This window comes from Pseudomonas sp. C9-3 (genome assembly GCF_032392015.1).
Lineage (GTDB): Bacteria > Pseudomonadota > Gammaproteobacteria > Pseudomonadales > Pseudomonadaceae > Pseudomonas > Pseudomonas nitroreducens.
The window spans coordinates 2839137-2862294 of the sequence record NZ_CP135919.1 but is presented as its reverse complement, the minus strand read 5'-3'; the positions used below and the strand labels follow the sequence as shown (position 1 = coordinate 2862294).

General features: G+C 61.4%; 12 protein-coding genes. 9 read left to right on the top strand and 3 right to left on the bottom strand.

Annotated elements, in window-relative coordinates:
- The first annotated feature begins 162 nt into the window (after positions 1 to 162).
- Together RS899_RS12870 and RS899_RS12865 are read left to right on the top strand one after the other, a co-directional pair.
- Positions 163 to 13278 carry an Ig-like domain-containing protein gene (locus RS899_RS12870; RefSeq protein WP_315810126.1) on the top strand — a complete coding sequence of 4372 codons (13116 nt, stop codon included), beginning with the start codon at positions 163 to 165 and terminating at the stop codon, positions 13276 to 13278.
- Between the two features lie 98 nt (positions 13279 to 13376).
- Positions 13377 to 14273, top strand: coding sequence for an OmpA family protein (locus RS899_RS12865; RefSeq protein WP_315810125.1), 897 nt, complete (start codon positions 13377 to 13379; stop codon positions 14271 to 14273).
- 117 nt (positions 14274 to 14390) lie between these two features.
- On the opposite strand, the gene norR is transcribed toward RS899_RS12865, so the two are convergent.
- On the bottom strand, positions 14391 to 15950 hold the full coding sequence (gene norR / locus RS899_RS12860; protein WP_315810124.1) for a nitric oxide reductase transcriptional regulator NorR: 1560 nt from the start codon (positions 15948 to 15950) through the stop codon (positions 14391 to 14393).
- Positions 15951 to 16121: 171 nt separating this feature from the next.
- Between norR and hmpA the strand changes: the two genes are divergently transcribed.
- The 3 genes from hmpA to RS899_RS12845 are packed head-to-tail and all read left to right on the top strand — an operon-like array spanning position 16122 to position 18788.
- Positions 16122 to 17303 carry an NO-inducible flavohemoprotein gene (gene hmpA / locus RS899_RS12855; RefSeq protein WP_315810123.1) on the top strand — a complete coding sequence of 394 codons (1182 nt, stop codon included), beginning with the start codon at positions 16122 to 16124 and terminating at the stop codon, positions 17301 to 17303.
- Between the two features lie 50 nt (positions 17304 to 17353).
- Entirely contained in the window at positions 17354 to 17611 is a 258-nt protein-coding gene (locus RS899_RS12850) for a transmembrane sensor/regulator PpyR (protein WP_233300453.1), read from the top strand.
- Positions 17598 to 18788: an NnrS family protein gene (locus tag RS899_RS12845; RefSeq protein WP_315810122.1), complete on the top strand. Its 1191-nt coding sequence runs from the start codon at positions 17598 to 17600 to the stop codon at positions 18786 to 18788. The genes RS899_RS12850 and RS899_RS12845 overlap by 14 nt, the downstream gene beginning before the upstream one ends.
- 54 nt (positions 18789 to 18842) lie before the next feature.
- Here RS899_RS12845 and RS899_RS12840 read toward each other — a convergent pair whose 3' ends face one another.
- Together RS899_RS12840 and RS899_RS12835 are read right to left on the bottom strand one after the other, a co-directional pair.
- Positions 18843 to 19223 carry a DUF5329 domain-containing protein gene (locus RS899_RS12840; protein WP_315810121.1) on the bottom strand — a complete coding sequence of 127 codons (381 nt, stop codon included), beginning with the start codon at positions 19221 to 19223 and terminating at the stop codon, positions 18843 to 18845.
- Positions 19224 to 19256: 33 nt separating this feature from the next.
- Positions 19257 to 20339, bottom strand: a complete 1083-nt coding sequence (locus tag RS899_RS12835; RefSeq protein ID WP_233300456.1) for a patatin-like phospholipase family protein — start codon at positions 20337 to 20339, stop codon at positions 19257 to 19259.
- Positions 20340 to 20486: 147 nt separating this feature from the next.
- Between RS899_RS12835 and RS899_RS12830 the strand changes: the two genes are divergently transcribed.
- The 4 genes from RS899_RS12830 to RS899_RS12815 are packed head-to-tail and all read left to right on the top strand — an operon-like array spanning position 20487 to position 23099.
- Positions 20487 to 20795 (top strand): PepSY domain-containing protein, encoded by a 309-nt coding sequence (locus RS899_RS12830; RefSeq protein WP_315810120.1) that lies wholly within the window; start codon positions 20487 to 20489, stop codon positions 20793 to 20795.
- A gap of 23 nt (positions 20796 to 20818) precedes the next feature.
- Positions 20819 to 21109 (top strand): PepSY domain-containing protein, encoded by a 291-nt coding sequence (locus RS899_RS12825; RefSeq protein ID WP_054909470.1) that lies wholly within the window; start codon positions 20819 to 20821, stop codon positions 21107 to 21109.
- Positions 21109 to 21783, top strand: coding sequence for a response regulator transcription factor (locus RS899_RS12820; protein WP_054909454.1), 675 nt, complete (start codon positions 21109 to 21111; stop codon positions 21781 to 21783). The genes RS899_RS12825 and RS899_RS12820 overlap by 1 nt, the downstream gene beginning before the upstream one ends.
- Positions 21780 to 23099 (top strand): sensor histidine kinase, encoded by a 1320-nt coding sequence (locus tag RS899_RS12815; protein WP_315810119.1) that lies wholly within the window; start codon positions 21780 to 21782, stop codon positions 23097 to 23099. The genes RS899_RS12820 and RS899_RS12815 overlap by 4 nt, the downstream gene beginning before the upstream one ends.
- Positions 23100 to 23158: the final 59 nt, after the last annotated feature.

Below are 23158 nucleotides of genomic sequence, written 5' to 3'. Positions count from 1 at the left end.
TGAGCATCGGCTGGTCCATGCGGAATGGTGCACTGTCCAGCCTGTTGTCTCGCGGTTTTTCTTCTGTTCCTACAGCGCCAGCACTAGCCAGCCACAAGGCGTCCGTTTGGTCTGTAGTCCTCTGCGATCGCAGTTGCGGCGAATCCGCATTGATCTGCCGAAATGTCCTACGAATGGCTCAAGGACTCCCGCCTTAAGCTGGTCACCGCAGTTTTTTTCTGTGGCTGGATAAGGAAAACGCAGATGTCCGCTGAAAAAGTCCAATTGGTAGAAGTGTCCGAAAATGCAGCCCAGCGGGTTACGTTCAAGGACGGTGGCAAGGTCAAGGCAAAGCTCGGTACGAAGTACCTCCTCAAGCTCGATAACAGCGAAGTGGCTCCGGAGAACGTCACGGTCAAGCGGGACGGCAAGGATCTGCTGGTGTTCTTCCAGGGCAGCGACAAACCTGATCTGGGCATCCAGGACTTCTACGCCGACGGCATGGATAGCCAGCTCTATGGTGTATCAGAAGACGGCCAGATTTACGCGTATGTGCGTACCGATGGTGAAGGCTTCTACAGCCAGCTGTTGCTGTCCGATGGCGAGATGGCTCCCATCGCTCTGGGCGGCAGCCCGCTGGGTGCTGCGCCGGTGGTCAACGGCGAAATCGACGAATCTGTCGGTTTCCTGCTGTGGCCGCTTCTGGCAGGCGCCGGGTTGGTGGGTGGTGTGGCTGCAGTAACCAGGAATGATGACAAGCCTCACACCAAGATCAGCCCCTCCGTCACTGATACCCAGATCACTGACCACGTAGGCCCGAAACAGGGTGTGATCGCCAACGGCGATGCCACAGACGATCCGCGACCGGTCATTTCCGGCAAGGGTGAGGCGGGCGCGATCATCCACATCTATGACAATGGCCAGGAAATTGGCAGCACGTCGGTCGGCGCGGACGGAACCTGGACATACACCCCCACTGTTGATCTCAACGATGGCAACCACAGCATCGATGTCGTCCAGGAAGCCAAGGGGGAAAAACCCAGCGCTCCGTTACATGTCATCGACTTCGCCGTCGACACGATTCCGCCATCTGCCCCGACCGCCGAGATAAGCGGTGCTGTCGATCACGATGGTCAGACGTACTCGCCCAGCAATCAACCGTCCATCCATGGTACCGGTGAGCCCGGCGACACCATCATCGTGGTTTATCCGACAGGTGAAACCGTTACGGTCGACGTCAAGGACGACGGCACCTGGGTTGCTCCGCCGCCCACTCAGTCGCTCCCCGAAGGCGATAACGACATCAAGGTTATCGCGCAAGACCCAGCGGGCAACCAGACCGAAATCGTCATTCCGGTCATTATCGACACCATCGCTCCGGAATCACCGAAAGTCTGGCTGGATCCTGACTCGGACACTGGCGTCAAGGGTGACAACATCACCAATGACACCAGGCCGACCATCGATGGCCACACCGAGCCGGGCGCAGACGTTACGGTGAAATTCCCTACCGGTGAAACCATCGTTGTCACCGCAGACGCGAATGGTGATTGGTCTGTCACCCCGACGAAGCCATTGGCGGACGGGGCCGGCGACATCACTGTTGTTGCCACCGACCCCGCTGGCAACCCTAGCCAACCCACAGTTATTTCTCTGGATATCGACACCACAGCCCCTGATGCGCCCAAGGTCTGGCTGGATCCGTCATCCGACACCGGTATCAAAGGTGACAATATCACCAGCGACACCATGCCGACCATTGACGGCAAGACCGAGCCGAACGCGGACGTCAAGGTGACGCTGCCAACCGGCGAGGTGATCAACGTCAAGGCAGACGGCGATGGTAACTGGTCAGTGACTCCGACCAAGCCTCTTACGGAGGGTGACAACAGCATCAGCGTCACCGCGACGGATGCTGCAGGAAACGCCAGTCAGCCGACTGTGATCGTGGTCGGCATTGACACGACCACTCCGCCCAAGCCGGTGATCGGTCCGGACGGCACACTCGACATGGTTTACGACAACGTCGAGCCCAAGGTTGGCCCGCTCAATAGCGGCGACAGCACCAACGACACTCGGCCCACCTTCTCAGGCAACGGTGAGCCGAATCAGACCATCACCCTGTACGATGGTGGCAAGAAGATTGCCGAGGCAGTTGTCGGTCAGGATGGCAAGTGGAGCTATGAAGCTCCACAAGATAAGACACTGTCTGAAGGTGCCCATGACATCACGGTGACCGTGACCGATGTTGCGGGTAATGTCAGTCCGTCTTCGGACCCGTTCGTGGTGGTAGTGGATACCATCGCTCCGGATGCCCCCCAGGTCTGGCTGGACCCTGACTCTGATACGGGCGTCAAGGGCGACGGCATCACCAATGAGACCAAGCCAACCATCGACGGCCATACAGAGCCTCATGCCGATGTGAAGGTCACATTGCCCACCGGAGAGATTCTCACGGCCACGGCGGATGAAAACGGCAACTGGTCGGTTACGCCGAGCAAACCACTGCCGGAGGGTAACAACAACATCAGTGTCACTGCGGCGGACGCTGCTGGAAACACCAGTCCACCGACCGTTATCGTGGTTGATATCGATACCACCCCGCCGGACATCACCAAACTGTTGATTACTGGCGTGGAAGACCATGTGGCGCCGATCACCGGTAATATCCCGAATGGTGGCGAAACCGATGATGCGCGTCCTGAGATCAGTGGTAAGGGTACTGCTGGCGATACCGTTATCGTCTTCAGCAAGGACAGTACCGGTAACCATGAGATCGGTCGCGCCACAGTAGGTGCTGACGGTACATGGAAGCTGACCCCCACACTTCCGCTGGTTTCCGGTGCGAATGACCTGACCGCTGTCGAGATGGACGTAGCGGGCAACAAGACCGATCCGAGCGCGAAGTACAGCATTGACGTTGTAATTGGTGCGCCATCGGTACCGACTATCATCAGTGTCCATGACGATGTCGGTCCATATCAGGGCTTCCTGCAGAAAGGTGATGTCACTGACGACAGCACACCGACCTTCAAGGGCTCCGCTGATGGTGGCAGCGTCATCAAGCTCTATGACGGTAGTACTCTGATCGGCAGCGCCATGGCCGATGCCACTGGTAACTGGAGTATCACCACCGACAAACTGGCCGACGGTCCGCATGAGGTGATTGCCACCGCCACCAACAGCGTAGGTCAGAGCAGTGAACCCACGGGAGGGTGGAACTTCAGCGTCGACACCACCGCGCCGGACAACGTGAAGGGTTTGGCCATCACCGATAACGTGGGAGATGTGACTGGCCCGCTGCACGCTGGTGATACCACTGACGACAACCGTCCGGTGTTCAGCGGCGGAGCCGAGCCCAACGGCAAGGTCATCATCTACGACAACGGCAAGGCAATCGGCGAAGCCGATGTGGGTGCCGATGGCAAGTGGAGCTTCACACCGACCGCTGCGTTGGCAAATGGTGACCACGCGTTCAGCACGGAGGTACTCGACCAGGCTGGTAACAGCAGTGGCCAGAGCGCTCCACTGAGCGTGATCGTGGATACGTCCAAGGTACTGGTCTCGATCACCCACATGATCGACGATGTCGGCAGCATCACTGGCGACATCAGCAATGGCGGCTACACCGACGATACTCGTCCGACCATCCAGGGTACAGGCAAGGTCGGCAGCATCATCACCGTATATGACGGTTCCACCAAACTGGGAACCGCCGGGGTGGCGGCGGACGGTAGCTGGACCTTCAAGCCAACGGCCTCTCTGTCCGAAGGGGCGCACACCATCAAGGCCACTGCAACCGATCTGGCAGGCAACGTCAGCGACCCAGCGACGTTTGCTTTCATCGTTGATACCACTGCTCCGGGCAAGCCCACTATCGACCAGGTTCTGGATGATGTGGGCGCGGTTCAGGGGCCGATCGCCAATGGCGGAGTGAGTGACGACCCGAACCCGACCCTCTCGGGGAAAGCCGAAGCTGGCTCCAGGGTGGCGGTGTACGATAACGGCGCCAAGTTGGGTGAAGTGACCGCCGACAAGTCAGGTCAATGGAACTATACGCCAACCACCCCGATCACCGAAGGCAAGCATGACTTCACTGTCACTGCGACCGACGCTGCTGGAAATACCAGCGCCATCTCGGACGTCTTCAGCATCACCACTGACTACAGTGCCCCCGTCAAGCCGAGCATCGATTCGGTGTACGACAATGTGGGCGAAATCCAGGGGATTATTGCCAGAGGTGGTGTGACCGATGACTCCAAGCCGGTCCTTTCCGGTGAGGCGGAACCCGGTTCCAAGGTCATCATCTACGATAACGGCTTGAAGCTGGGTGAAGCGGTTGCCGATGCCAATGGAGCCTGGAGCTACACACCAGTCATTGCGCTTTCCGAAGGTCATCATGACTTTACGGTTACGGCAACCGATGCTGCAGGAAACGTCAGCGTCAAGTCCGATGATTACGCGGTGGATACCGACTACACGGCGCCGGACTTTACCAAGCTGTCGATTACAGGTGTTGAAGATCATGTCGGCCCGATCACCGGCAACATCGTAAACGGTGGCGAGACCGATGATGCGCGTCCGGAGATCAGTGGCCGGGGTACAGCTGGCGATACCGTCATCGTCTTCAGCAAGGACAGCACCGGCAACCATGAGATCGGCCGGGCCACTGTAGGTTCTGATGGCACCTGGAAGTTGACCCCATCACTTCCTCTGGTTTCCGGCGTCAACGACCTGACCGCTGTTGAGATGGATGTGGCGGGCAACAAGACCGCGCCGTGCGACAAGTACAGTGTCACCTTGGTGACGGTAGGGCCAACTGTGCCAACCGTCGAAAGCGTCTTCGACGATGTGGGGCCGTATACCGGCTTCCTGCAGAAAGGCGACGTGACCGACGACAACCAGCCGACCTTCAAGGGGGCGGCGGATGCGGGCAGTATCGTCAAGCTGTACGACGGCAATACCTTGATCGGTAGTGCGGCGGCAGATAGCAATGGCAAGTGGGAAATCACCACAAGTGTCCTGGCTGATGGTACGCACAATGTAATTGCCACTGCGACCAATAGCGTGGGGCTGGTTAGCAGCCCGACCGGAATCTGGAACTTCAGCGTCGACACCACAGCACCGGCCAACGTGACCGGCCTGATGGTGACTGACAATGTGGGGGCGGTGACCGGCCCGCTGCACAACGGCGATACCACCGACGACAACCGTCCGGTGTTCAGCGGCGGTGCCGAGCCAAACGGCAAGGTCATCATCTACGACAACGGCAAGGCAATCGGCGAAGCCAACGTGGGTGCCGACGGTAAGTGGAGCCTTACCCCCACCACGCCGTTGGTAGATGGTCCACATGCGTTCACCACGGAAGTTCTGGACAAGGCTGGCAATAGTAGCGGCCAGAGCGGCCCGTTTAACGTAGCTTTGGATACCTCCCAGGTCCTGGTCACGATTACTCATGTAATCGACGATGTCGGCAGCATCACCGGCGACATCAGCTTTAATGGCGTCACTGACGATACCCGTCCCGAGATCCAGGGTACCGGGAAGGTTGGTAGCATCATTAAAATCACCGATGGCGCTGTCGAACTGGGCAGCACCACGGTTAAAGTCGATGGCACCTGGAGCTTCACACCAGTTTCGGATATGGGGCAGGGGGCGCACAGCATCATCGCCACTGCGACGGACAAAGCTGGCAACATTAGCGCTCCGACCATACCGTTCACTTTCAGCATCGACACAGTGGCTCCTTTCAAGCCGACCATTGACCAGGTACTGGACGATGTCGGTGCGATCCAGGGCCCGATCGCCAACCATGGCGTGACGGACGACCCAACCCCGACCCTGTCGGGCCAGGCCGAAGCCAACTCGAAGGTCACCATCTACGACAACGGCTCCGTGCTGGGCTCGGTGATGGCGGACGCCAATGGTGCCTGGAGCTACACGCCGACCACCGGTATCAGCGAGGGTGATCACAACTTCACCGTCGATGCGACCGACAAGGCCGGCAATACCAGCGTCAAGTCGGATGTCTTCAGCCTCACCACCGACTACACCCCGCCGGACTACAGCAAGCTGGCCATTACTGGCGTGCTGGACAGCGTGGGTGAAGTGACCGGTAACGTCGCCAACAATGGCAGCACCGACGACACCCGTCCGGTGATCAGTGGTACCGGCACGGCCGGTGACACGATCTTCGTCTATGACAAAGATGCCACCGGCAACCATCAGGTCGGCAGTGCCATCGTCGATGCCAGCGGCCACTGGTCACTGACCCCGACGGCCCCCTTGATCTCGGGGGTCAACGAGCTGACTGCGGTCGAGCGTGACCCGGCGGGCAACACCACGGCGCCGAGCGCGAAATACAGCTTCACCGTGGTGACGGTAGGGCCGGCTGTGCCGACCATCGAAAGCGTCTTCGACGATGTAGGGCCGTACACCGGCTTCCTGCAGAAAGGCGACGTGACCGATGACAGCCAGCCGACCTTCAAAGGCACTTCGGATGCGGGCACCACCGTCAAGCTGTACGACGGCAGCACGCTGATCGGCAGTGCGGTGACCGATGCCAATGGCAGCTGGAGCATTACCACCAGCGCACTGGCGGATGGTCTGCACAACGTGACCGCCACAGCGACCGATCCTATCGGACAGGTCAGTGCTCCGACGGGAATCTGGAACTTCAGCGTCGACACCACGGCACCGGCCAACGTGACCGGCCTGGCGGTGACCGACAACGTGGGCGCGGTAACTGGCCCGCTGCACGCTGGTGATACCACTGATGACAACCGTCCGGTGTTCAGCGGCGGAGCCGAGCCAAACGGCAAGGTCATCATCTACGACAACGGCAAGGAAATCGGCGAGGCCGATGTGGGTGCCGATGGCAAGTGGAGCTTCACACCGACCGCCGCGTTGTCTGATGGCAACCATGCATTCAGCACGGAAGTACTGGACAAGGCTGGTAACAGCAGTGGCCAGAGTGCTCCGCTGAACGTAGTCGTGGATACCTCCCAGGTCCTGGTCGCGATTACTCATGTAATCGACGATGTCGGCAGCATCACCGGCGACATCAGCAATGGTGGCTATACCGACGATACTCGCCCGGAAATCCAGGGTACTGGCAAGGCTGGCAGCACCATCAAAGTTTCCGATGGGACTGTCGAGCTGGGCAACACCACGGCGCCGAGCGCGAAATACAGCTTCACCGTGGTGACGGTAGGGCCGGCTGTGCCGACCATCGAAAGCGTCTTCGACGATGTAGGGCCGTACACCGGCTTCCTGCAGAAAGGCGACGTGACCGATGACAGCCAGCCGACCTTCAAAGGCACTTCGGATGCGGGCACCACCGTCAAGCTGTACGACGGCAGCACGCTGATCGGCAGTGCGGTGACCGATGCCAATGGCAGCTGGAGCATTACCACCAGCGCACTGGCGGATGGTCTGCACAACGTGACCGCCACAGCGACCGATCCTATCGGACAGGTCAGTGCTCCGACGGGAATCTGGAACTTCAGCGTCGACACCACGGCACCGGCCAACGTGACCGGCCTGGCGGTGACCGACAACGTGGGCGCGGTAACTGGCCCGCTGCACGCTGGTGATACCACTGATGACAACCGTCCGGTGTTCAGCGGCGGAGCCGAGCCAAACGGCAAGGTCATCATCTACGACAACGGCAAGGAAATCGGCGAGGCCGATGTGGGTGCCGATGGCAAGTGGAGCTTCACACCGACCGCCGCGTTGTCTGATGGCAACCATGCATTCAGCACGGAAGTACTGGACAAGGCTGGTAACAGCAGTGGCCAGAGTGCTCCGCTGAACGTAGTCGTGGATACCTCCCAGGTCCTGGTCGCGATTACTCATGTAATCGACGATGTCGGCAGCATCACCGGCGACATCAGCAACGGTGGCTTCACCGATGATACTCGCCCGGAAATCCAGGGTACTGGCAAGGCTGGCAGTGTTGTCACGATCTCCGATGGCAATACGGTGCTGGGTTCTCTCACCGTTGATGCAAGTGAGAAATGGAGCTTTACCCCGGCATTTGACCTGGGGCAGGGTGCGCACAGCATCACAGCCAAGGCGACCGACAAGGCGGGTAACGTCAGCGATCCGACCACGGCGTTCACCTTCACCATCGACACAGTGGCTCCTGAAAAGCCGACCATTGACCAGGTACTGGATGATGTCGGTGCGATCCAGGGCCCGATCGCCAACCATGGCGTGACGGACGACCCAACCCCGACCCTGTCGGGCCAGGCCGAAGCCAACTCGAAGGTCACCATCTACGACAACGGCTCCGTGCTGGGCTCGGTGATGGCGGACGCCAATGGTGCCTGGAGCTACACGCCGACCACCGGTATCAGCGAGGGTGATCACAACTTCACCGTCGATGCGACCGACAAGGCCGGCAATACCAGCGTCAAGTCGGATGTCTTCAGCCTCACCACCGACTACACCCCGCCGGACTACAGCAAGCTGGCCATTACTGGCGTGCTGGACAGCGTGGGTGAAGTGACCGGTAACGTCGCCAACAATGGCAGCACCGACGACACCCGTCCGGTGATCAGTGGTACCGGCACGGCCGGTGACACGATCTTCGTCTATGACAAAGATGCCACCGGCAACCATCAGGTCGGCAGTGCCATCGTCGATGCCAGCGGCCACTGGTCACTGACCCCGACGGCCCCCTTGATCTCGGGGGTCAACGAGCTGACTGCGGTCGAGCGTGACCCGGCGGGCAACACCACGGCGCCGAGCGCGAAATACAGCTTCACCGTGGTGACGGTAGGGCCGGCTGTGCCGACCATCGAAAGCGTCTTCGACGATGTAGGGCCGTACACCGGCTTCCTGCAGAAAGGCGACGTGACCGATGACAGCCAGCCGACCTTCAAAGGCACTTCGGATGCGGGCACCACCGTCAAGCTGTACGACGGCAGCACGCTGATCGGCAGTGCGGTGACCGATGCCAATGGCAGCTGGAGCATTACCACCAGCGCACTGGCGGATGGTCTGCACAACGTGACCGCCACAGCGACCGATCCTATCGGACAGGTCAGTGCTCCGACGGGAATCTGGAACTTCAGCGTCGACACCACGGCACCGGCCAACGTGACCGGCCTGGCGGTGACCGACAACGTGGGCGCGGTAACTGGCCCGCTGCACGCTGGTGATACCACTGATGACAACCGTCCGGTGTTCAGCGGCGGAGCCGAGCCAAACGGCAAGGTCATCATCTACGACAACGGCAAGGAAATCGGCGAGGCCGATGTGGGTGCCGATGGCAAGTGGAGCTTCACACCGACCGCCGCGTTGTCTGATGGCAACCATGCATTCAGCACGGAAGTACTGGACAAGGCTGGTAACAGCAGTGGCCAGAGTGCTCCGCTGAACGTAGTCGTGGATACCTCCCAGGTCCTGGTCGCGATTACTCATGTAATCGACGATGTCGGCAGCATCACCGGCGACATCAGCAACGGTGGCTTCACCGATGATACTCGCCCGGAAATCCAGGGTACTGGCAAGGCTGGCAGTGTTGTCACGATCTCCGATGGCAATACGGTGCTGGGTTCTCTCACCGTTGATGCAAGTGAGAAATGGAGCTTTACCCCGGCATTTGACCTGGGGCAGGGTGCGCACAGCATCACAGCCAAGGCGACCGACAAGGCGGGTAACGTCAGCGATCCGACCACGGCGTTCACCTTCACCATCGACACAGTGGCTCCTGAAAAGCCGACCATTGACCAGGTACTGGATGATGTCGGTGCGATCCAGGGCCCGATCGCCAACCATGGCGTGACGGACGACCCAACCCCGACCCTGTCGGGCCAGGCCGAAGCCAACTCGAAGGTCACCATCTACGACAACGGCTCCGTGCTGGGCTCGGTGATGGCGGACGCCAATGGCGCCTGGAGTTACACGCCGACCACCGGTATCAGCGAGGGTGATCACAACTTCACCGTCGATGCGACCGACAAGGCCGGCAATACCAGCGTCAAGTCGGATGTCTTCAGCCTCACCACCGACTACACCCCGCCGGACTACAGCAAGCTGGCCATTACTGGCGTGCTGGACAGCGTGGGTGATGTCACCGGCAACATTCTCAATGGTGGTATCACTGACGATTTCCGTCCGGTGATCAGTGGTACCGGCACGGCCGGCGATACTATCGCTGTGTATGCCAAGGACAGTACCGATAACCATCGGATCGGCACGGCCATCGTGGATGTAAGTGGCCATTGGTCGATGCAGCCTGTGATTGCGCTGGTGTCGGGGCTGAATGACCTAACCGCAGTGGAGTCCGATCCCGCAGGCAATGCCACCGCCCCGAGTGCGAAGTACAGCATCATACTGGATGGGACGACGCCGACTAATTTCGCCACCATTACAGGTATCTCCGACGATACCGGTTTCTCTGACCATGACTTCGTCACTCAAGACCGTACGCTGCTGATCAACGGCACAATCGACAGTGCGCTGCAGTCTGGGCAGAAGGTGCAGTTCTCCACAAACGGAGGGGTAACCTGGAAGGACGCCACCCTCAGCGATGATCGTTTGCGTTGGAGTTATGACAACAGGTCTGTGTCCCTGGCGGATGGTACCTATACCTTCGAGGCGCGCGTCGTCAGCGAGGCGGGTATTGCCGGTCAGGTGACGACTCAGCAGGTTGTCATCGACAACTCGCAGCCGACCAACAAGGTGACCTTCGCTCTGGATCCCGCCAGCGATAACGGCGTGTCCAACACCGATAACATCACCTCGATCATGACACCAACGATCAACGGTACGGTGCAGGCGGGGAGTCACAAGTTCGAGGATCTGACCATTACGCTGTTCTGGGACAAGAACGGCAACAACCAGATCGATCCCGGCGATGATATTTACGGGCAAGGCATCAAGGTCAACAGCGATGGCACCTGGAGCGCCGACCTGTGGTCGTTGCACTACGGTGACTACCTGCTGAAGGCAGTGGCAACCACCGCTTCCGGCGTCACCGGATCGGCGAGCTTCGTGGGTTCCCTGGATGACAAGAACCACATCCTGACCATTACCCAGTCCTCTCCGCAGCACTACTACGGTGGCAAACAGTCGAACTTCGAGTTCGGCTGGGACGTGGTCAACATCGGTGACTTCAACGGCGATGGCTACGATGACCTGTTGGTGTCCGCACGTAATGCCAGTACGTTGGGTCGCTCCCACAACGGTGGTGCATGGATTCTGTTCGGCGGCGAGAACGGCTTGCCGGTGCTGGACCAGAACACCATCACCAACCTGAGACCGGACCAGGGCATCTTCTTCGCGGGTGCCTACAACGACGACATCATGGGGACCGGCATCAATGCGCTGGGGGACTTCAATGGTGACGGCTACAAAGATGTCATCATCTCCTCGCACTGGCCGGACAAGATCTATGTGATCTTCGGCGGTCCGAACGGCAGTTGGGGTAATGGCACGGTGGATCTTGCGACCATCGACGCCGGCGACAACACCCATGGCTTTGTAATTCGTAACCCAGGCGTTCCTACCAGCAACCCCTCTGCGAGAGGCTCTGACAGCTGGAACGGCGTTGGTGTGGGTGGCGGTGGCGACTTCAATGGCGATGGCTACTCGGATCTGTTGTTCGGCAACCGCGAGGCGGGCCCGAATAACAGTGGTGCGGGCTACGTTCTGTATGGCGGTGCCAACGTCAACAAGAACATCGTCATGGATTGGAGCAACCCGGCGACTGGCACTGGTTCCAGTCAGACCTGGGCGCACTTCCCGGCTGGCGTGAACGGCACCATGATCATCAACTCGTTCACTGGTACGGTCACCAATTCGACGCAGGTTAATGGGGTCGACCTAGGCGACTCGATCAACAATGTCGGCGATGTCAACGGCGATGGTATCGACGATTTCGTGATCTCCGACCCGCGTGCCAACAACATCATGTCGCAGGGCTACGGTGCTTCCGCGGGTACCGCCTACCTGATCTACGGCAAGGCAGGTGGTTTAGGAACTTCGCTCGATCTGAAGAACCTGACTCTGGATCAGGGCATCCGTATCAATGCGCAGCATTACGAGTGGCTCGGCTCGACGCGTCAGGACTACTCGACCAACACCATCACTGCGTTGGGCGATATCAACGGCGATGGCATCAACGACTTCGCCATCAGCGCGCCCTACTCGGAGCCGGGCGACCCAGGCCGCGTGTGGGTCATCTATGGCAAGGCGGGTGGCTACACCAGCGATATCAACCTCGATGCGTTCAATACCGTGGGTGTGCCGTCGCAGTTCAACACCAACCCGATGTTCGACTCCAGTGTCGGCTCGCTCATCCTCAACGAGAAGGCGACCTACAACGCAGCCACCGGCAAGTGGACGCAGAGCACCGTCGATGAATGGTTTGGCGTGAGTATCCGTGCCGGAGGCGACATCAATGGTGATGGAATCAACGATTTCATCATTGGCGCGCGCTATGCCGACCGTCCTGGTATGGGTAACGGCGATAACGCCGGTGCGGTGTACGTGGTCTATGGCAACGAGCATGGCCTACCGGCCATCTGGTCGATCAAGGACGTAGTTAACGACCCAACCAAGGGCTTTGTGCTGTATGGCGAGGGTGCTGGTTACGAAATGGGTAACGGCGTAGCCATGGGTGACTGGAACGGCGATGGCATGGCGGATATCGCCACCGGAGCCTACAACGCCAACTTCACGGCGAGCGATTCGGGAGCGATGTACGTCTACTACTCCGCCTCCGATGCGTTCACCAAGAAGTACACCAATGGTGATGACTACATCGTGGCGGATGGCAAGGACGACCATGGCAACCCGGTCAATGACTACATCCTGGGCGGGGCTGGTAATGACACCATCGTCAACATCGGCACCATGGACTATGCCAACGGCGGTGAGGGCAACGACTTCATCCATATCGTCAGCACCGATTTCCTCGGTGTTAACGGCGGCTCGGGGACCGACACCCTGGTGTTCGATGGCCAAGGGTTGAGCATCAACCTGGCGGTCATGAAGAACAAGGTAATCAGCTTCGAGAAGTTCGACCTGGGGCAGGGCGGTAACAGCCTGACGGTCAAGCTGGACGATGTGCTGCGAATGGGTGAAAGCGATCTGATGTTCAAGGACGGCAAGAAGCAGCTGGTGGTCAATGGTGACACCAGTGGCAATGTCGACCTGGTCAAGACCGGGATCACCTGGACCGAGTCAAGTGCTACCGGCAACGATGGCCATGCCTACAAGGTGTACAGCTCGGGTACTGGCGAGGTCTGGGTCGAGGACCAGGTCCAGGTACATCTCGTCGGCTAAGCGTCGACCGGAGCGCGAGTCTCTCGCGCTCCGGTATTAGCAGCTAGTTCAATCGTATGCCTCGTTCTGTCCGCAACGAGGCAATGGAGAGCATTTCAATGGAATATCCCATTTACAAGGCAATGCACAGGGCGGCCCGAGTGAGCGTTCTCTGTGCAGCTATCAGTTGCAGTGTTTCCGTTCTGGCCAGTCCCAATGAGTCGATCTTTGGCGTGGCCTATCAACCGGTGGATGCTGTGGTAGCCGAGCAATCCCAGGTGGTTTTCTTTCGCGGTGCCGACCAGGGCACGCAAGGTGCCAATGTTTACGTGGACCGTGAGTTGCAGGGAGCTTTGATGCCTGGCGGTTATACCGTGTTCTGTGTTCCGGCAGGCGAGCATTCTCTGGAGGCTTACATTGGCGACGAGCCTCTGTATGAGGGCAAGTTGAATCCTCGTACCTCTGCAGTATTCGAGGGTGGAAAGAGCTATTTCCTCAAGGTCGCTGCCAACCCGAAATCGAGTACGCCGGTGGTCCTGAATCGTCAAAATGCCGAGCAGCAATTACAGGGCCTGCGCTTGCAAAGGCACGTCATCAATCGAGCCAGTTCGGTGGTCCCATGCGAGACCGAAACCCGTTTGAGCCTGCGCAGTGACGTGCTGTTCAACTTTGGCAAGAGTGGATACTCCGACATCACCGACGTGGGGCATGCGGAGCTGCGCAAGATTGCCGAAGCGATCAAGTCGCAGCATGTAGAAAGCGTAGAGGTGGGTGGGCATGCTGATCCGATTGGTAGTGTGCAGTCCAATCAGCGCCTGTCCGAGGCTCGAGCGCAAACGGTGAAAAGTGTCCTGCTGCAACTGGGAGTAGGGACCGAGGCGATTCGTGCAGTGGGTTACGGCAGTAGCGAGCCGGTGGTGCAATGTGACAGTGGTTCGCGTAACGATAAGATCGCCTGTAACGCACCGAACCGTCGTGTCGACCTGCTGATCCGCGGAAAGCGTTCTGATACCTGAAGATGCTCCGGCGAGGCAGTCTGGCTGAGCATTTCAGCAGTCGCTTTGTCGGAAAGGGGCACCCTCCGGACCCGCTCACGATTTCGCCCACCTAGCGTCATGCGGGTCCGGTAGGGTTCATTTGATCGCCAGGCGCCTGGCCAGGCGGTTGAGGTTGGCACGATCCAGGCCCATGTCGCGGGCGACGGCAGCCCAGTTGCCGTCGTGCCGTTCCAGGCTCTGACTGATCATGCGCCGCTGGAAGGCATCCACCGCAGGACGCAGCTCCCCGGTCGGCGCGCTGTCCACTCCACTTGAAACCTCCCCAGCAAGATCATCTGCTGCGCTCTTCTGCAAGGAGTTGAGCGTCAGGTCATCGACATCCAGGCTGAGGATGCGCGAGCGCTGTGAGTGATTCGCGAGCGCCTTCAGCGATGCGCGACCTATCAGGTGTTCCAGTTCCCGTACGTTTCCCGGCCACGGATAGCCAACCAGCGCTGCCTGGGCTTCGCGCGTAAGTCTCAAGCTGCGCAGACCCAGGCGCGGCCGATTCTGTTCGAGGAAGTAGCCCGCCAACAGCAGAATATCGTTCCCCCGCTCACGCAGCGGCGGGACGCGCAGCGGGTAGACACTCAGCCGGTGGTAGAGATCGGCACGAAAGCGGCCAGCGCGGACCTCTTCGGCGAGATCACGGTTGGTGGCGGCGATCAGGCGTACATCCACGTGGTGCTCTCGATCAGAGCCCAGGCGTTGCAGTTGGCCGCTCTGCAGTACGCGCAGCAGCTTTGCCTGGATCGCCAGCGGCAGCTCGCCGACTTCGTCGAGGAAGAGGGTGCCACCATCGGCCAGTTCGAACTTGCCACGCCGTTCGCCCACCGCGCCGGAAAAGGCACCGCGAACGTGGCCAAACAACTCGCTTTCCACCAGGGTCTCCGGCAGTGCTGCGCAGTTCAGGCTGATCAGCGGCTGGCTGCGACGCAGCGAGTTGGAGTGGATGGCTTGAGCCACCAGTTCCTTGCCGACACCGGTTTCTCCAGTGATCAGCACGCTCAGATCGCTCCCGGCAACCACCTGGATTTCGCCCATTAGCGCCTGGTGGGCCTTGCTCTGGCCAATCAGTTCCTTTGGCTGATCGTCAGAAGCGCGCTGGTAGGCATCCGCGCGCTGCTGCTCCTGGTCGGCGCGCAAGGCCAGATCAAGCATGCGCTGGCTGGCCTTGACCGTAGCAGCTGCCAGGCTGGCAAAGGCCTCCAGGTTGTCCAGGTCGCCTGTGGAGAACCGCTCGGGATCCAATGCGTCCAGGGTCAGAAGGCCCCATGGCTGGCCGTCGAGGAACAGCGGGCAGCCCAGGCAGTCGTGGACTTCCAGGTCGCCATGGAGTCCCTCCACCAGGCCGTCATAGGGATCAGGCAGGCCGCAGTCGGCGGCGAAGTGTGTCGGCCCAGGGTGTTCGATGAGGGCGCGCAGGCGAGGGTGCTCACTGATCTTGAAGCGACGGCCCAGGGTGTCCTGGCTGAGTCCATCCACGGCCAACGGCACCAGTTGGTCGCCTTCCAGGCGCAGCAGGGCAGTGGCATCGCAAGGCAGCAGGCCGCGAAGGGCTTCGAGCAGGCGGCGGTAGCGTTCGCCGTCCGGTAATTCGCGGGACAGATCGGCGACCAAGGGGAGGAGAGTGGCAAGCAGGGGGTTTCGAGTCATTTCGACCTCTTTGAAGTCTTTTTGACATCAGTAGATAAGGGTCATTATGACTCATTTATATACAGAGAGCCCGAAAATCACGGGCTGCAAGCTTGGCACGCTTCCTGAAGTACACCTTTCAGAAAGCACAGGCAGACTCACTCGATGCCTGGCCAACCCGAGGAAATCCACATGCTGTCCAACGAACACCGTACCCTGGTCAAGGCCACTGTCCCTCTGCTGGAGACTGGCGGAGAGACCCTGACCCAGCATTTCTACAAGATGATGCTCAGCGAGTACCCGGAAGTTCGTCCGCTGTTCAACCAGGCTCACCAGGCATCCGGCGACCAGCCCCGCGCGCTGGCCAACGGCGTGCTGATGTATGCCCGTCACATCGACGAACTGGAACAGCTCGGCCCGCTGGTGGCGAAGATCGTCAACAAGCACGTGGCACTGCAGATCCAGCCGGAGCACTACCCCATTGTCGGCACCTGTCTGCTGCGCGCGATTCGTGAAGTGTTGGGCGAGGAGATCGCCACGCAGGAAGTGATCGATGCCTGGGCAGCCGCTTACGGCCAACTGGCCGATATCCTGATCGGCGCCGAGGAGTCGGTGTATCAGCAGAATGCCGAGCAACGCGGCGGCTGGCGTGGCGCCCGGCGCTTCCGCATCGCCCGCAAGGAAGCCGAGAGCGAGGAGATCACCTCGTTCTACTTCCAGCCGCTGGATGGCGAGCCCCTGCTGGACTTCCAGCCTGGGCAGTACATCGGGCTGTCCCTGGACATCGGTGGGGAAGAAGTGCGCCGCACCTACTCGCTGTCCGACGCGCCGAATGGCCGTGAATACCGCATCAGTGTGAAGCGCGAGCCCAAAGGCAAGGTTTCGAACTACCTGCACGACCGCCTGAACGTCGGTGATGAACTGGACCTGTTCCCACCAGCGGGTGATTTCGTCCTGCGCAGCGGTGACAAGCCGCTGGCACTGATCACTGCCGGCGTCGGTATCACCCCGGCGCTGGCCATGCTCAAACCAGCATTGGAGTCCGGTCGCGAGGTGCACTTCATCCATTGCGCCCGCCACGGCGGAGTGCATGCGTTCCGCGAGTGGGTCGAGGCGCAGTCCGAAGCGCATCCGCAGCTCAAGCATTACTTCTGCTACAGCGAGCCACGTGCCCAGGACGTCGCTCACGTGGAAGGCTTCCTCAGCCAGGAGTTGTTGGCCGACTGGCTGCCGGAAGACCGCGACCTGGACGCCTATTTCCTCGGGCCCAAGCCGTTCATGGTCCAGGTGAAGCGTCACCTGCGTGCAATCGGTGTACCCGAGCAACAGTCCCACTATGAGTTCTTCGGCCCGGCCAGCGCGCTGGAGGCCTGAACCTGAGCACCGGCCCGATGGCGGGCCGGTGCAACCCGAGGAGGTGTGTGATGGAACGTCTATTCGCCTGCCCGCAACGCAATCTGTCGATGTCCTGGTCACTGCTGACCGGCGGGCTCGTGTTGCTGCTGCTGGGAATCGCGGGGGCCTATTTCGTCGATGGGCATCTGAGCCTGCAAAGCGTTGTCGCAGCTCATGCCTTCACCATCCTCGGGCCCACATTATTGAAGCTGGGCTACGTGCTGCGGCTGGTGGCCCAGCATCAGATGCGCAAGGAAGGCTGGGAGGCTTGCTGTGTTACTGGTTGATCGAAAGGCTCTGCTGACCATCGCGCCCTTGTGGCGCCTGGGGTTCCGCCCGTTCTTCCTCGGCGGCGCGGTGTTCGCGCTGATCGCCATCGCGGCCTGGGCGGCCGTGCTGCTCGGTGTGCTGCCCACGTGGCAACCGCTGGGCGGCTGGCTGGGCTGGCATCGCCATGAAATGCTCTTCGGTTTCGCGGCGGCGATCATTGCCGGCTTCCTGTTGACCGCCGTGCAGACCTGGACCGGGCGCCCCGGCGTCAGCGGCAAGCCGTTGATGGTGCTGTCGCTGGTCTGGCTGGCGGCGCGGGTGGGCTGGCTCGTCGGGGCGCCGCTATGGCTGGTCACCGTGCTGGAGTTGGCGTTCATGCCGGCACTGGCGTTCTTCATCGGCCGCAGTCTGTGGCAGGTCCGCCAGAAGCGTAACTACCCGATCATCGTGGTGCTGAGCCTGCTGACGCTCGCCGATGCACTGGTGATGGCCGGCGTCTGGATGGGTAACGAGAGCTGGCAGCGCGGTGGCGCGTTGGGGGCGTTATGGCTGGTGGCGGCGCTGATGGGGCTGATCGGTGGCCGCGTGATTCCCTTTTTCACCCAGCGTGGGCTGGGCCGCGCCGCTCAGGTGCCAGCCTGGAACTGGCTGGATAACTCATTGCTGGGCGGCACCCTGCTGGTGGCGGTGCTGACCGCGGTTGGAATTGGCCTGACCCCGCACCCGCTGGTGGGCTTGCTGTTTGCTGCGCTGACGGTGGGGCACCTGATCCGCTTGTGGCGTTGGTACGACAACGGCTTCTGGGGGGTGCCGCTGCTCTGGTCGCTGCACCTGGCCTACTTGTGGATGCTGCTGGCCCCGGCGGGAATGGCGCTGTGGAATTTTGCGCCGACCTTCAACGTCAGCCTGGCGATCCACGCCCTCACCGTGGGCGGAGTGGGCGGCCTCATCCTGGCGATGATCGCCCGCGTCAGCCTGGGCCATACCGGGCGACCGCTGCAGCCGCCCAAGGCAATGGCCTGGGCGTTCGCTCTGCTCAACCTTGGCGTGGTCGCGCGGGTGCTGCTGGTGATCTGGTGGCCGCTGGAGGGCTTGAGCGTCGCGGCCGCCTGCTGGATCGTGGCTTTCCTGATGTTCGCCTGGCATTACGGTCCGATGTTCTGGAAACCGCGGCTGGATGGGCAGCCGGGCTGATCGGCGTTCCGCTATGACGCGTTATGCGGGCACAGCTCGCTCCTGCGCACGTGCTCAGTTGCCCTGCGGTACCTCGCGCAATCGCCTGAGCTCATTGCTCAGCCAGGCGCTGGCGTCCTGCTTGCCCGCCGGGCAATCCACCTGATAGCGCTGGCCGCTCATGCTGCTCTTGGTCGCGGCGCGTTCGATGAAGTCTTCCGCGCTGCTGACCATGTCCTTGTTCTCCAGGTAGTCCAGCTTCTTCTGCAGGTGCGCCCGCGCTTCAGCGGCCGGGTACTCGCTGCCGTTACGGATGAACTGGCAGCCGCTGTGCTCGACGAAGTCGAGCAGTTGGCTGATTTCCCGCTGCGCCTTGGCGTCGGTGGCGGCCTGCGTGCCAGCGGCCACGAGCAGGAGGGAAATCAGGAGTGAGCGAAGCTTTCGAGAATGGCGCATAGCGATTCCTTGCCGGATGCGTGAATCCGCCGATTATGTCAGTGGCTGCAGGCGCTCGCCCAGGCGGCCGCTGTCTACCAGTTCAAGGAACTCGTCGCCCATCCGCCGGCTTTCATCCATCGCCTTGCGCCAGTAGCGCTCGCGGCCCGCGTCGTCGCCGATGTAGCGGTGGAAGTCCTTGCGATCCGGCAGCTTGTTGTGCGGCAGCCGTGCCAGGTACTCCTTAGACGGCGCAAGCAGCAACACGTCCTGCAGGCGGCCGCTGTCGCCACGGCGCCAGGGCAGGCCCTTGTCGAACCAGCCGGGGATGACCTTGTCGGTGAAGTGCGGGTAGAGCACCACGCCTTCGGGCTGGTAAGGCAGGTCCAGGTGATAGTCCAGCAGGCCGCCGTCGCGGTAGGTGCCGGGGCCGGCGCCGGGAATGTCGCGCACGCCTTCCATGACCATGGGGATCGATCCGGAGGCGAGCAGGGCGTGGCGCAGGTTGGCCAGGTCCAGATGCAGGTAGCGCGAGGGGAAGTCCGACAGCGGCTCCAGCGGCGGTGCGCGGCGGGCGTCATGGATGATCAGCCGTTCGAAGTGCCGGTGCAGATGGCGGCGGCCGACCAGGTTGTCGCGGATCACCGCCCCCAGGCCCAGGCCCAGGTTGGCCTTGCCGTCCTGCGCGAGGCGGCCGTGGCTTTTCACCACCACCACGTTGAGGCGGTACCAGGGGTTGTCCAGTACGCTGGTGTCGCGGCCGTCGAGCAGGTCGTCGAGCATTTTCGCGCAGCTCCTCGACACGTCGCTGATGCTCGCGTTGCGGGCAAAGCGTTGCTGGGTGTAGAGCTCGCCCAGGCGGCGAATGCCTTCGGCCGGGTCGGGCAGGCAGGCGCTGGCGAATCGCCAGGAACCGATGGACGCCCCGATCAGCGAGCGCTCACGTGGCGCTCGCGGCAACCATTCGCCGAACAGCGCGAGGTCCAGGCCCTGGATGCCCAGCGCTTTCGGCCCGCCGGCGGCACCGGGAAGGATTCCTACATCGGCGGGGGCCAGCCCCTGTTCGCGGATGCGTTGGAGCGCGCGGCTTCCGGCCTTGAGGGTGAGGGAGGAAGTCTTGATCTGGATGGCGGTCATGCGGGCCTCGCTGTGGCAGGCCGCGATTATAGAGCCTGTGCGCGTGGAGCAAGGATACTTCACCGGGTGAATGATCGTTGCCGATTCAGCTTGAATTAAGTCCTTCACCTTAATCTGACAGCAGTGAAATTCTGACGAGGTACGCTCATGAAATGGCTGCTGATCCTGACCACGCTCTCCGCACTGCTGCTGGGTGCCGGCGTTGCCACAGCCCATGATATTGGTCCGGACGAGGCGTTGCGCCTGCGCGATGCGGGCACCATCCGCAATTTCGAGGAGCTCAACCGCACCGCGCTGACCAAGCATGCCGGCGGTTCGGTGTACGATAGCGAGCTCGAGCTGGAGCATGGCCGCTATCTCTACAAGGTCGACATCAAGGACGCCCTGGGCGTGAAGTGGGATGTCGAACTGGATGCGGTCACCGGCGAAGTCCTCACCGATCACCAGGATGACTGATGAAGACCGTTTCGCTGCGCGCGATGCTGTTCGGCCTGGGGCTCACCGCCCTGGCCGGCGCCGCGCAGGCCCATGACCTGAGCCAGGACGAAGCCCTGCGCCTGAGCAAGGAAGGGGTTATCCGCCCCTTCGAGGAAATCCTCCCCGCCGCGCTGAGCCGCTACCCAGGCTCGCGCCTGCTCGAAGCCGAGCTGGAGAGGGAGCACGGCAACTACATTTACGAAGTGGAGTTGCTCACCGTCGACGGTGTGGTGCGCGAACTGGAACTGGATGCCCGCGATGGCCGCATCCTCAAGGATAAGGAAGACGACTGATGCGCCTGTTGCTGGTGGAAGACCACGTACCCCTGGCTGACGAGCTACTGGCGACCCTTACCCGCCAGGGCTATGCGGTGGACTGGCTGGCCGACGGGCGCGACGCTGCAGTGCAAGGCGCCAGCGAGCCGTACGACCTGGTCGTTCTCGACCTGGGCCTGCCGGGCCGCCCGGGGCTGGAGGTGCTGCAGGAGTGGCGCGGCATGGGCCTGGCGACGCCAGTGCTGATTCTCACCGCACGGGGCTCCTGGGCCGAGCGCATCGACGGCCTGAAGGCCGGTGCCGATGACTATCTGACCAAGCCGTTTCATCCCGAAGAGCTGTTGTTGCGTATCCAGGCGCTGCTGCGGCGTGCCCGTGGGCTGGCGAACCAGAGCCAGCTGGAAGTGGCCGGGTTGAGCCTGGATGAATCGCGCCAGTGCGTGCAGCAGGGCGGTAAGGAAGTCGACCTGACTTCCGCCGAGTTCCGTCTGCTGCGGTACTTCATGCTGCATCCCGGTCAGTTGCTGTCGAAGTCGCACCTGGCCGAGCACCTGTATGACGGCGAGACCGAGCGCGACTCCAATGTCATCGAGGTGCATATCAATCACCTGCGCCGCAAGCTGGGCCGCGAGATCATCGAGACCCGTCGCGGGCAGGGCTATCGCTTCACCGGCAACGGAGCCGCCAATTGATATCGATCCAGCGCCGGCTCGGTCTCGGGCTGGGTGTGGTACTGGTGGTGGTCGGTCTCGTGCTGGCCCAGGCGGGCCTCTGGCTGTTCGACCAGGGCTTGCGCCGCTACCTGGTGAACGGCTTGCAGGACGAGGCGGAAAGCCTGCTGGTGGGTATCACCCGTGGCCCCGCGGGGTTGCAGCTGGACGGCCAGCGGGTCGATGCGGCCTATGAGCGGCTGTTCTCCGGGCGCTACTTCGTCATCCGCTTCGACGAGCAGACCTGGCGTTCGCGATCGCTGTGGGACAACGAGCTGAAGCTGCCCTCGCACAAGGGGCTGGCCAAGTCGCTGGAGAAAGGCCCCGAAGGCCAGCGGCTGCTGGTCTATCGCGGCGACTACAAGCGCTACGGCAAGAAAATCAGCATCGTCGTTGCCCAGGACTACACGCCCGTCCTCAAGAGCTTCAATCGTCTGCGCAATATCGGCCTGGGCGCCGGAGCCCTGGCGTTGCTGCTGATCCTGGTATTCCAGGGCTTCACCGTGCGCCGTGCCCTGCGCCCGCTGGAGCGGGTACGCCAGCAGATTGCACAGTTGCAGGAAGGTCAGCGCAGCCAGTTGGACAGCCAGGTGCCCCGTGAGCTGGAGCCGTTGGTGGAACAGACCAACCACCTGCTGCAGCACACCGAGGATACCCTGCGCCGCTCGCGCAATGCGCTGGGCAACCTGGGCCATGCCCTGAAAACCCCGCTGGCGGTGCTCATCAGCCTTGCCGACCGCGAAGAACTGCGTGATCACCCGGAGCTGCGGCGAGTGCTGCAGGAGCAGTTGGAGCAGATCGAACAGCGCCTGGCCCGCGAACTGGGGCGTGCACGGTTGGTGGGCGAGGCATTACCTGGCGCGCACTTCGACTGTGATGCCGAGTTGCCCAGCCTGTGCGACATGCTCAAGCTCATTCATGGCGATCACCTCGCCATCGACTGGCAGGCGCCGCCCGCCACGCGCTTGCCGTATGACCGGGAAGACCTGCTGGAGATGCTCGGTAATCTGCTGGACAACGCCTGCAAATGGGCCGATGCCCAGGTGCGGTTGACGGTGGAGAAGGGCGCAGACGCATACCGGCTGAGCGTGGACGACGATGGTCCCGGCATTGCCGAGGATCAGCGAGACAGCGTGTTGGAACGTGGTACTCGGCTGGATGAGCAGGTGGCCGGGCATGGTCTGGGCCTGGGCATCGCGCGGGATATCGCGGCGGCATGCGGTGGCAGCCTGAAGCTGGAAAGCAGTGAGCTGGGTGGGTTGCGCGTAGTCGTCGAGCTGCCACGGCGCGCGGTGTGACCATCCGCTGCGGCCGGCTTTCGCAGGAGCGGACTTCCTCCGTGATGGGCGACGTGCGG

Excerpts from the sequence above, each read along its gene's own strand:
- RS899_RS12870 (WP_315810126.1), top strand. The coding sequence starts at position 163 with ATGTCCTACGAATGGCTCAAGGACTCCCGCCTTAAGCTGGTCACCGCA.
- RS899_RS12865 (WP_315810125.1), top strand. The coding sequence starts at position 13,377 with ATGGAATATCCCATTTACAAGGCAATGCACAGGGCGGCCCGAGTGAGC.
- norR (WP_315810124.1), bottom strand. The coding sequence starts at position 15,950 with ATGACTCGAAACCCCCTGCTTGCCACTCTCCTCCCCTTGGTCGCCGAT.
- hmpA (WP_315810123.1), top strand. The coding sequence starts at position 16,122 with ATGCTGTCCAACGAACACCGTACCCTGGTCAAGGCCACTGTCCCTCTG.
- RS899_RS12850 (WP_233300453.1), top strand. The coding sequence starts at position 17,354 with ATGGAACGTCTATTCGCCTGCCCGCAACGCAATCTGTCGATGTCCTGG.
- RS899_RS12840 (WP_315810121.1), bottom strand. The coding sequence starts at position 19,223 with ATGCGCCATTCTCGAAAGCTTCGCTCACTCCTGATTTCCCTCCTGCTC.
- RS899_RS12835 (WP_233300456.1), bottom strand. The coding sequence starts at position 20,339 with ATGACCGCCATCCAGATCAAGACTTCCTCCCTCACCCTCAAGGCCGGA.
- RS899_RS12830 (WP_315810120.1), top strand. The coding sequence starts at position 20,487 with ATGAAATGGCTGCTGATCCTGACCACGCTCTCCGCACTGCTGCTGGGT.
- RS899_RS12825 (WP_054909470.1), top strand. The coding sequence starts at position 20,819 with ATGCTGTTCGGCCTGGGGCTCACCGCCCTGGCCGGCGCCGCGCAGGCC.
- RS899_RS12820 (WP_054909454.1), top strand. The coding sequence starts at position 21,109 with ATGCGCCTGTTGCTGGTGGAAGACCACGTACCCCTGGCTGACGAGCTA.